Source organism: Nocardia sp. NPDC052566 (genome assembly GCF_044547285.1).
Classification (GTDB): domain Bacteria; phylum Actinomycetota; class Actinomycetes; order Mycobacteriales; family Mycobacteriaceae; genus Nocardia.
The window spans coordinates 835,184-846,164 of the sequence record NZ_JBIUAF010000003.1 but is presented as its reverse complement, the minus strand read 5'-3'; the positions used below and the strand labels follow the sequence as shown (position 1 = coordinate 846,164).

General features: G+C 68.1%; 9 protein-coding genes. All 9 read right to left on the bottom strand.

Features of this window, described 5'->3' with window-relative positions; all coding sequences use genetic code 11:
* Window positions 1-4: 4 nt before the first annotated feature.
* Window positions 5-502: a YbaB/EbfC family nucleoid-associated protein gene (locus ACIG5A_RS17870; RefSeq protein WP_397241299.1), complete on the bottom strand. Its 498-nt coding sequence runs from the start codon at window positions 500-502 to the stop codon at window positions 5-7.
* 2 nt (window positions 503-504) lie between these two features.
* Complete coding sequence (locus ACIG5A_RS17865; protein ID WP_397241298.1) at window positions 505-858, bottom strand: hypothetical protein; 354 nt, start codon at window positions 856-858, stop codon at window positions 505-507.
* Window positions 859-982: 124 nt separating this feature from the next.
* Window positions 983-1,477, bottom strand: coding sequence for a YbaB/EbfC family nucleoid-associated protein (locus ACIG5A_RS17860; RefSeq protein WP_397241297.1), 495 nt, complete (start codon window positions 1,475-1,477; stop codon window positions 983-985).
* On the bottom strand, window positions 1,467-4,247 hold the full coding sequence (locus ACIG5A_RS17855) for a hypothetical protein (RefSeq protein ID WP_397241296.1): 2,781 nt from the start codon (window positions 4,245-4,247) through the stop codon (window positions 1,467-1,469). Before ACIG5A_RS17855 ends, ACIG5A_RS17860 begins: the two co-directional genes overlap by 11 nt.
* Window positions 4,248-4,257: 10 nt before the next feature.
* Window positions 4,258-4,554, bottom strand: coding sequence for a hypothetical protein (locus ACIG5A_RS17850; protein WP_397241295.1), 297 nt, complete (start codon window positions 4,552-4,554; stop codon window positions 4,258-4,260).
* Window positions 4,555-4,873: 319 nt separating this feature from the next.
* Entirely contained in the window at window positions 4,874-7,420 is a 2,547-nt protein-coding gene (locus ACIG5A_RS17845) for a hypothetical protein (RefSeq protein ID WP_397241294.1), read from the bottom strand.
* Window positions 7,421-7,547: 127 nt separating this feature from the next.
* Complete coding sequence (locus ACIG5A_RS17840; protein ID WP_397241293.1) at window positions 7,548-7,871, bottom strand: hypothetical protein; 324 nt, start codon at window positions 7,869-7,871, stop codon at window positions 7,548-7,550.
* Window positions 7,864-10,401 carry a hypothetical protein gene (locus tag ACIG5A_RS17835; RefSeq protein ID WP_397241292.1) on the bottom strand — a complete coding sequence of 846 codons (2,538 nt, stop codon included), beginning with the start codon at window positions 10,399-10,401 and terminating at the stop codon, window positions 7,864-7,866. The genes ACIG5A_RS17840 and ACIG5A_RS17835 overlap by 8 nt, the downstream gene beginning before the upstream one ends.
* A 13-nt stretch (window positions 10,402-10,414) precedes the next feature.
* On the bottom strand, window positions 10,415-10,912 hold the full coding sequence (locus ACIG5A_RS17830; protein WP_397241291.1) for a YbaB/EbfC family nucleoid-associated protein: 498 nt from the start codon (window positions 10,910-10,912) through the stop codon (window positions 10,415-10,417).
* Window positions 10,913-10,981: the final 69 nt, after the last annotated feature.

Below are 10,981 nucleotides of genomic sequence, written 5' to 3'. Positions count from 1 at the left end.
CCACTCACCACACGGAATCGGTGACTCCACGGTCGTGATTCGGAACCATCGCCTCGACGTCACGGAATTCCATTGCCGTGCTGTCGTTCTCATCACCCGCGGCACCCGTCGGCAATAGCGGAACCGGCGGCGACTTCGGGGCCTCGGCGCCGAAGTCGGGTAGACCGTCGATGAGTTCGGACAGCTTCGGCAGTCGCGCCCGGCGATCGTGCAGCGGCGCCATCAGTTCCTGGTTCTTGCGAGCGACCTCGGCACTGGCCTGTTGCGCCGCCGCCGTCACCGCTCGGGCGATCTCGGGAAAGCTCAATTCCTCGATGCCGGAACCGAATTTGGTCTCGATGATCGTGCCCTCGGCATTGACCGTCACGGTGACGCGCTTACGCACGGTCGCGCTGGCGGTGAGCTGCACGCGCGCCTGCTGCACCTGGGCGATCGAGCGGAACTGCTGCTTGACCTCCGAAAGCACGCTGGCCAGTTCGGCCTTCGCGAAGTCGTTGGTCATGCTCAACCCCCGAAGGAGTAGGCGTTGGCCTGGTTCATCTGCGCGAGCAGGTCGGCAGACTTGATCTGCCCCTTCTCATAGTTGTCGTAGCTCGTCGCGGCGTTCTTCACGTTGGTTTGCGCGTTCGCGCGGCCGACGCCGTAGCCCTGCGCACCGTTGTAGAACTGGTGCCCGATCTTGTCGTCACCCCATGGCCTGCCCCGGCCGGCCAGTGCGGCATCCAGGTTCGTCAGTACACCCTTGAGACGATCACGTACATGTGCCGTCTTGAGCTGCGCGGCCTTGCGCAGTAGATCAGGATCGTTCTCGACGCCGTCCGCCATGACCGTTCGCTCCTCGGGTGCTCTCGCGGTCACCCGCGCCGTTCACTTCGGATACTCCGGACTCGACGATGACAGTCGAGAGCAACTCACCCATTGACCGAACGTGAACGAAAAGTGCAGTGCCAGTTACGCACCGGCCTATCCGTTCGCCCGGCGTTCACCAGCCGCGGTCGGTCACACCGCCACCGCGCGGGACGACCTGCTCGATATTCGTGAAATCCGGTGCTGCTTCCTCGAATCCGCGACGGCCTCGGGGTTGCTCGGTCGATACCGTTGGCTCGTGCGGGATCCGATCACGCAGATCCGGCATCCCTTCGACCAAGTCGTGCAGCTTGGGCATCCGCTCCCGCTGGGCCAGCAAGGGCGCCATGACTTCCTGCTCCTGTCGCGTAGCGTCGGCGACGGCAAGCTGCGCCGCCTCTGTCATCGCCTTGGCGATCTCGCCGTAGCTCAGGTCCGCGATATCGGTACCGAACCTGGTGTCGATGACCGTGCCGTCCACGTTGACGGTGACGGTCACCCGCTGCCCGCGCACCGTCGCACGACCGGTGATCATCGCGCGCTGCCGCTGAACCCGCGCGATCATGCCCATCTGCTGATCGAAATCCGCCAGCAACTCGGCCAATTGCTCCTTGGCACCCTCATTCGTCATCCGACCTCCTGATATGTCCACGCGGGGTCTGCTCATGCCCCGGGTCCGACGACCGCGTGCGGTCCGGCGAGTGCACAGGTATCGAGTCCGGCCGGGTTGGTTCGAGAACCGGTGTCGGTTCAAGCGAAAGAGTCGGCGCGGACCTCGGATCCCGAGTTGAAGTGGGTACCGGGTCCGATGTGTGCATGGACTCCGACACGAGCGCGGATATGGGCTCCGACACGTGCGCGGACCCGGGGTCCGGCACAGGCGCGGGCATGGGCTCCGACACGAGCACAGGTATGGGGTCCGGCCGCTGCGCCGGTTCCAGTCTCGGCATGGGGCTGGGTTCCAGCGTCGAGATAGGCGTCGACGCCGAGGTAGACATGGGGCGCGGAGTCGGGAGGTGACTCGGCGCCAGGATGGACCTGGAATCCGGCGTCGGCGCAGGTGTGGGCGTCGGCCCGGAGTCCGGAGTCGGCGTCGAGTCCGGAGTCGGAATCGGCGTCGGGGTAAGCGTCGGCTCCGGAGTCGGCGACGGCACCGAAGTCGGGGTGGGCGACGTCGGGATGTGCGTCGGGGTGGGCGACGTCGGGATGTGCGTCGGCGTCGGCGTCGGCGTCGGCGTCGGCGTCGGCGTCGGCGTCGGCGTCGGCGTCGGCGTAGGGATGCTGCTCGGCGTCGGGGTGGGCCTGGAATCCGGTGGCGACGTCGGGTCCGGAGCAGGTCTGGAACTCGGCATCGAGGGTGAGGTACGCCCGGGGCTCGGTGTCGGGAAGGGGCTGGGTTCCGGTACCGGCGCGGGAGTCGGTTTCGCGCTCGGCGTGGGAGCAGGGGGCTGAATCGGCTTTTGGGTCGGCTCAGGCGCGGGAGGTGGGGCCGGTTGGGGGTGGGGATTGTGGTTCCAGGTGCTGTCGGGAGCAGGTGCGGGCGCTTCGTACGCCGGAATCGGCGGCAGCGCGAAATATCTTGGGGTGTACGGGATCTGCGATGCCGTCTCCGGCGCTTCGGGCTTGGCCGGGGTCGCAGGGGCCGGTTCGGGTGCAGAGGTGGCGCCGTCGGGGTCGAGATCGGGGCGCGGCGCTGGGATCGCGCCGTCCGGATCGGGAGTGGTGCGCGGCGAGGTCGCCGGATCAGCGGTGTGCCGGTCCGGTGCCGATTCGTGGCCGAATTCGCTTGCGCTCCGCGAGTTCTGGCGGTCGATCTCCTCGTTCAACTGTCGCTCGGCCTCGGCAAAACGCTGCCTCATGCGCTGCTCGGCCTTGTCGAAGTCGGCGTCGCGCCTGCGGTCCGCCTCGTCGAAACTCTCGTTCCTGCGACGATCGCTCTCGTCGAAACGCTGGTCCGCACGGCGTGCGGCGTCGTCGAAACGCTCGTCGATGCGCCGCTGCAACTCGTCGAAACGGGTTGTCGCCGTGTCGGAGTCCGCCGCGCGGCGTGCCTGTAGCGGCTCGCCGGTCGCTCCATGATCACGTGCCGCGCCCGGTCGCTCGGGCACACCGGCTCGATTCTCCGCCCCTGCGGAATGACCCTCATTTCCCGCCGGTTGACCTTCGATACCCGCTGAGCGCCGCGGGTCGGGCCCGGCACCCGCCGGATCGACAGCCTTGGGTGGCGCGGCCGACGGGGAATGGGTGCCGTCGCCCACAGACCGTCTTTCACCCGATGTGGCAGCCGGTCGCTCTGGGCGGCCTCCGGTTTGGCCACGCACCGCCGCACCGTTCGCCGCCGGAGCCGCAGGACGCGAACCACTTCCCGTTGGATCGTGTGCCGTACTGCCGTCGCCGCCGCCCCGACCGGCGTACGCCGCGGCTTCAGGTGCGCTGAACCCCGTTGCGCCAGGACCATGTACGGCCACCCCGTGCCGGAATCCCTTGGCGCCACCGACGAGACCGCCGAAAGACGCACCGCTGGTGGCGACCCGGGGATCCCAGGTCAGCGGATTCCAGTTCGTCAATGAGCCGTCAACCAGGCCGCCGATGGCGTATGCCGCCTCGCCGCCGATGACGCCCGCGCTCGCGCCGACCACGGCCCCTCTGGCCGCGCCGGTCCAGCCGTTGGTTCGCATGGGTATCGCATGGGCTGCCTTGCCGAGCAGCGCGCCTGCCCCGCCACCGAACAGACCGCCGACACCACCGGCCATGGCGGTCATTCCGGCCCGCTCCGAGTCCATCTCGGTGCGTCGCCCGACGGTCCGCTGATAGCCCTGGATGGCGAGATCCTGCGCACTGGCGATACCCGCGCTCAGAATGACGTTCTGCGCCAACCACTTCGCCACCTTGCCGAGCGCCGCCCTGGTCACATAATCACGAATGGCGGCGACCGCGCGCTGGCCGATGATCCGGCACGCGACACGGGACGACGCGATGGCCACCGCATGCCCCGCCCCCGGAAACAAGGCCGCGAAGGCGAGTTCTGCGGCGAGCATTGCGAGCGTGCTGTAGACCAGGATCTTGGTGTACTCGATCTCGGTGCCGAGCGCGTCCGCGGATGCGGCGACCGTGGCGAGGATATCGGCCAAATGCTCGATGGATTGGTCCTGTTCGGAGCCGTCCCCGTATTCGAGCGCCCGCAGCCGCGTCTTGATGGCTTCGACGCCGTCACCCCACGGGTACGCGTCGGCGGTCGCCTTTGTCGCATGGGCGAGGTCCGGCAGCAACTTCATCAGCTCATCGCTGGCCGTGCGCCAATCGTCGGCGATGCCCCACATCTCGTCTTCGTCGCCCAGCGGCCACGCCGAACCGGCGACGTAGCCGAGCCAATGCAGCGAACTGGGCAGGTAGATCGACAATGTCGTGCCGCTACATGTGATCCTGGTCTTTGAACATCCTTGCCGTCTTGCGTTGCCCGGACGCGTAGGAGCCCAGTGTCTTCGCGACGTTGCCCATGCCCTCGGTCAGGTTCGCCCGCGCCTTCACGTAACCGTTGTCCCCCGCGGCGAAAGTATTGCCGTAGCTGTCGTCACCCCATGCCTCACCCCTGGCCCGCAGCGATGCCTCCAGCTTCGCCAGGATGCCGTCCACCTTGACCTGCAACATCTCCATCTCGCCTGCCGCACCCAGCAATCGCGCAGGACTGATCTCGATCTTGCTCGCCATCCCGAACACCTTTCGCCACGCTCCAACCGGATCCGACGATCGCATGCGCGCCGAGTCCCCGAACAGCCTGCGGAAGCGGAATTTACGACGCCCTGATAGTGGCTGCCGGACAAGGGAAATCGGCCAGACACCCGCCATGCTCCATCACGGCAGGTCCCGCTCGCTCCCGCACCAGACTCGGGGCTCAGCCCGCGTCAGCGGTATTGACGACTCTTTGACGGAGCCTCTGCCGAGCGGACACTTTTCCGACCCCCGAGGCAGATTCCGGTCGAATCCACCGAAAACTGTCCGCGCAGCAGAGATCCGCCGAGCACGACGGTTACGAAGCTCGTGGCGGAACAGCTGGATCCGGTCGCGACGGCGGATCCGGCGGGCATGGATCCGGCTCCGCAGGCGGCACCGGACGGCACGGATCCGCGGGCGGATGCGGATGCGGATGCGGTGAAACAGGTTTGGGCGGCTCGGGTCGCGGCGGAGCAGGCTTGGGCGGCTCAGGCCGAGGCGGAACAGGTTGGGGAGGTTCAGGCCGAGGCGGAACAGGTTGGGGAGGTTCGGGCTGAGGCGGAACAGGCTTGGGCGGCTCAGGTCGCGGATCCGGTTGGGGCGCAGGCGACCACATCTCTGGCGGTGCGGGCGCCTCATACGTATCGATCGGCGGCACACCGAAGTACCTCGGTGTGTACGGCAATTCGGATGTCGGTTCCCGCAGTGGCCTTTTCGGCGGCGCCTGCGGGGTCGCCGCCGGAGATGTCGCCGCGGGCGCGTGCCCCTGACCGGCCGATCCCGACTGCGATGCGGGTGTATTGGGCGTCGACCAACCACCATCCACCGAGGACGACCATGATGTCTGGGATCGGCCACCGGGCGTGGTTGCCGCGGCACCGGGCTGCCCGCTCATCGTGTCCGGCGCCGTCGCGTAGGTCCCCGAATCCGACAGTGAGCCCTCCGCCGTGTGGAACGACCCCGACTCCGAGCCTGTCGATCCGGATGATCGAGCATCGGAGCCGTGCGCCGAGGAGATGTCCTGGCGCACCGGACCTTCGCTCGCACCGACATGCGCTGCCGGTTGGTGACCGTCACCGCCGGGGCCGGTCTGCGCCGCCCCCGCACCGGGCCGAGGCCCGGATGTCGTTGCCGACGTGGCGGATTGGGACCGCACGTCACCGGCGGTCGGGCGCGCCTCGCCGACAGTTCCTGAGCTCCCGCCGCGCGCCGCACCGACATCGGGTCCGCTCGAGGATGTTACGGATCCACCGGACGACGCGGCCGCGTGTTGCACCGGCGCAGCGGCGCCACTGTTCGACCCGGAACTCCCGGCGGCGACGTGCCCTCCCGCACTGGGACCAACACCCGATGCCCCCGATGGCTGCGACCGGCCGTCCTGTGAATGACCACCAGCTTGACCATGCCCACCGCCGCTGGCCCTCGAATCCGCCGCACCGTGCTGTGAGGCGCCACCAATGTGTTGGGACCCTGCGGAATTCGACGATCCCGATGCTGTCGCCCTGTCCGGCCTGGAAGAAGCCACTACGTCGCGATTCGTACCGGCACCACCAGATTGGTGGCTGTCATTACCGGTCGCCGAGGTCGCTTGGCTGTGACTCGAAACGGGTGCGCGAGACGACGGTTGATCGCGATCGGCCGAGCTGGTGCTGGTCTGACCGGCGCCCCGACCGTCGGCTGGAGTGCGGCCGCTGGTGCCGACACCTGTGCCGCCGTTACCGACCGAGGTCGAATGCTGAGTACCCGCCCCTTCACCGGACGCATGACTCGGAGTATTGGTACGGATCGGGGCCGAGCCGTCGCCGAAAGTGCGGGCGGCGACTCGGCCCGCACCGGGTGCGGTGAATTGTCCTGCGGTGGGCAGCTTTCGGAAGGTATCGCGAAACCCCTTGCTGCCACCCGTCAACGCACCCATCGAGGCACCACTGACCAGTGCCATCGGGTCGACGGGGAAGACCGGGCCACCGGTAATGGCCGCGCCGACCGTCCAAGAGGTGAGCGCGCCCGCGACACCGGCCCCCGCGCCGACGACGATGCCCTTGCCGGTGTGCACTGCGACCGATTGCCATGAGCTCCGGCCGACAACAGTCGGCATGAGACGCCAGCTTGCCGGGGCCTTCCCGATCGCCCACGTGCCGAACTTGTTGAGGCCACTGCCGGCGAAGCCGCCGACCACACCACCCGCCGCGCCGGTGGCCGCGGTGATGCCGACCCGCTTCCAGTCCACCCCGGTGCGGTGACCAGCGATGTTCTGCCCCACCTGGATGGCAAGATCCTGTCCGGCCCCCAACCCGGCACTGACCGCGGCACTGCGGAACGCCTGCGGCATGAACTTCCGCACGATGAACCTGGCCACCGTCGGTCCGGCCAGCTTGGTGATGACCCGTTCGATGGCGGTGGCCATCCGACCGGCGATCAACCGCATCGTGCCGCGCGTCGCGGCGACAGCCGCCGCTTCCGCCGCGGCCGCGGTCGGTGGAAACAGCCACGCCATCGCGATTTCGATGAGCAGCATGACCAGCGACGTGATGACCAGGAGCTTGGTGTACTCGATCTCGGTAGCGAGCGCGTCGGCGGATTCGCCTACGCTGCCCAGTAATTCGGCTAGGTGCGCGACGGATTGGTCACCGGCGGTGAGCTTATGGAGCGCGTCGCGCATCTGCTCGACCCCGTCGCCGCCCGGGTAGGCCGCCAGCGTCGCATCGGCCGCGACGTCGAGATCGGCCAGCAAGGCACGCAATGCCCGGCTGGCCTCGTTCCAGTCGTCGCGGATGCCCCACATCGTGTCCTCGTCGCCCTTCGGCCATGCCGAACCGGCGACCCAGCCGAGCCACTGCAATTCATCGGGCATGTAGATCGACACCGAACACCCTCCGCACGATGGGCCCAGTCAGCCCGTTCCACAGCGGAATTCAACACGTCCCCGCGGGTCGATTTCGATGTCCCTGACGACTCCTTGACGGTGAACCGAGCGCCGATCCCCCGGGTCGTCAGGTGCGCAGCTGCGCGTCCCGGGTATTGAGGGCTTCCTGACCGTCCAAGTTGTGTGCCGCGTCCCGCTGCCCCGTCGCGAGCTCGCCGAACGTCTTCGCCATGCTCTGGCTGCCGAGGAAAAGACTGTCGCGCGCGGCGATGTACCCCTTCTCGCCTTTGGCGAACTTGTCACCGAAACCATCTGCTCCCCAAGGAGATCCGGCCGAGTTGAGCTTAGTCTCCAAATTGGCGAGTGTGGTCTTCATCTGGTCGTGGATCGCCGCCGACTTGTTCGCGGCCGACCGCAATTTGACCGGATCCACCGTAACCGTGTCAGCCATTCCTGTTACTCCTGTCTGTTTCGTTGTCGCGCCGCTCCTGGCGACTGTCCGCGCTCAACTGGAATGCCACATCGACATCCGCCGCGTCACCCGCCCGCGGCTTATGCCCCGGCGGGCAATAACCGTGTCCCGGATCAGGTTTCGGCGGCGGCCCAGGATTCGGGCTCGGGCTCGGACTCGGATTCGGGCTCGGACTCGGACTCGGACTCGGATTCGGGCTCGGGCCCGGATTCGGGCTCGGACTCGGACTCGGGCTCGGGCTCGGGCTCGGGTTTGGATTCGGCCCAGGTGCCGGGCCTGGGTTCGGTGCCGGGCCAGGGCCAGGGCCAGGGCCAGGGCCAGGGCCAGGGCCAGGGCCAGGGCCAGGGCCAGGGCCAGGGCCAGGGCCAGGGCCAGGAGGATGATCGCCGTTGCCTGGATCAGGTTTCGGTGGATTCGGCCCGGGCACGGGTCCTTGGCCCGGATTCCGTGTGCGCCCGGGATCGTCCATGTGGTCAGGTAGCCAATCACCGGCACTCGGCGCCGGTGGCGCCTCGAATTTCCCGGGCAGCGGCCCCCAGTCGACAATGACCTTCGGCCGCGTCTTCGCCTTCAGATCCTTGCCAGGTCCGAGGAATGGCCGCTCGCTCACCTCCGTACCCGCGGCCACGAACCGCTCCGCCGCCGGTGCCGGTGCCGGTGCCGGTGCCGGTGCCGGTGCCGGTGCCGGTGCCGGTGCGGCAGCTCTAGCGGGCTCATTGGCGTCCACCGACGACCCCCATGAGGTCGGCGCCCCACCACCGACGCGCGGCGCTGCGTGCCCCGTCCCCCCACTCGACGCCACAGGACCCGAGGCCACACTCGACGCCGCGGAGCCCGCGGCAGTGGACGCCCCGGCACCGCCTGTGCTGCCATGGGCCATCGCACCCGACACGCTCGACCCGATGGAACTACGTGCCGTCACAAATGAATTCGAGTTCCTGGTGCCCGAGCTGTTCGACGACATCGTCGAGCGCGCATCGTGGAAGGACTGGCCGAGCGAATCGCGAGTGCGCGCCGAAGACCCGTCACCGCCTGCGGGCGCGTCAGCCGAATTCCCGTGCTGTGCACCGCGATTTCCGATACCGCCCGCCGCTGTCCGCGCACCCTGGTTCTCATGCATCGACGGCGCGCGCACAGACTGATTCCCGTTGACCGACGGCGCACGCACACCCTGGTTGTCATGCGCCGACGGCGCACGCACTCCCTGGTTCCCATCCACCGATGGCGCACGCACACTCTGATTCGCATTCGCGTCCGCCGACGGCGCACGCACCGACCCGTGGGATCCGCCACTCTGCACGGCCCCGGCCCCGGCCCCGGCTACGGCCCCGGCCCCGGCCCCGGCCCCGGCTACGGCCCCGGCCCCGGCTACGGACTGCGGCACCTCGCCGTTGACCGATCCCGCACGCGAACCGCCTTGCCGCGTCTGCACACTCGGCACGGGCGCGGCCGGTGCGGGCGCGGATCCGTCCGAAGGCTTGCTGGCCCAGGCGAACCGGCGAATGTCGCGGCTCGACACCGATCGCATCGTGAACGCGCCACGCGCCGCACCGACGGTCGCCCCTCTGGACGCGCCACCGACCCAGCCGGCCGGTGAGCCGAACGAATCCCACGATCCCGTCGTCACACCGACGGCCAAGTTGCCCATCGCCGTGCTGATCACACCCGACCCCGCACCGATAAGCGCCCCGCGGAGCGCAGGGACCCCGGTCTTACCCGCAATCCGATTGCTGATCAGCTTGTCCAGCCCGAAACCCGCGTAGCGCGCGAACTCTCGTCCCGGGATGGTGCCCGCCAGCGAGGACAACAGCGAGATTCCCAGCTGCCGCCCGTCGAACGCCCTGCGATGTCCCGCCCGGAGCTGCCCGACCTGCACGCTCGCGTCCAATGCCATCGACGTGAGGCCGGACTCCAAGAACTTCACGCCGTACACGCCCCACCCTTTCGCGGTGGGCAGCACGAACTTCCCCTGGGTGATGGTCTTGAAGAAGTAGCGCTTCTCGGCGGACGCGCCGAGTTTCCGCGCGATGTTCTCGATCCACTTGGCCAGCTTGTCCTCGACCACCCGGAGGATAGAGCGGGTGGTGGTGATGGCCGCCTTTTCGGCGGCGGGCGCGGTCACCGGAAACACCCAAGCCCAGATGATTTCCAGCAGCAGCCAGACCAGCGACACAATGATGTTGATCTTGGTCGCTTCCAGCTCGGTACCGAGGTCGAAGGCGGAATCGGAAATGGCCGCGAACAGCTTCGCCAGCGTCTCGACCGAATGATCGCCGGTCAGCAGCTGATCGAACCTGGCGCCCATCTGCGTACGGGCCTGCCCCTCCGAATACGCGTCCATAGTGGCGGATTTGGCTCCGGCGACCGCCTCCAGCAGCACCTTCAGTTCGCCGCTCGCGTCCTTCCACGCATCGGCGACCGCCCACATCTTGGTCTCATCGCCCGCAGGCCACTTCGATCCGGCGATCCAGGCGAGACCCTGCAACCCGTCGGGAAGCTCGAGGCCCATTGTCCGTCCCTGCTCACCAGTCGGAATCCACGATGACCGAGCGCCGCGAGAGCTCGACGGTATCGCTGAACATCGGTCCGCCCGCCTGCTTTTCGACGCGTTCGGGCGACCCGGGCGGTGCGAGTGAGGCCGGTGGCGCAACCGGGATCACCGCGTCGAGGTCCGGCGCACCCTCCACCAGCGAGGACAACGGCGGCAGCTTCGATTTACGTTCCAGCAGCGGCGCCATCAGCTCGTGGTTCTGCCGCGCCACATCGGCGGCCGCCTCCTGGACGGCGCTGGTCATCGCGCTCGCGATCTCGTCGAAGGTGAGGTCCCCGATATCGTCGGCGAACCTGGTTTCGACAAGCACCCCGTCGGCGTTCACGGTGACCGAGATGCGTTTGTCACACGCGACCGCGCTGCCGGTGAGCATGGCGCGCCGCTGCTGGATCTGCGCGAGCCCGCTCAGCTGTTCCTGCAGACCTTCCAGCATGGTCGCCATATCGGCCTTAGCTCGCTCGTTGGTCATCGCCACTCCACGGTTCACCGGTCATCGGATCTCCACGACACCGCACAGCGGTGAATTCCCGATGTCGCG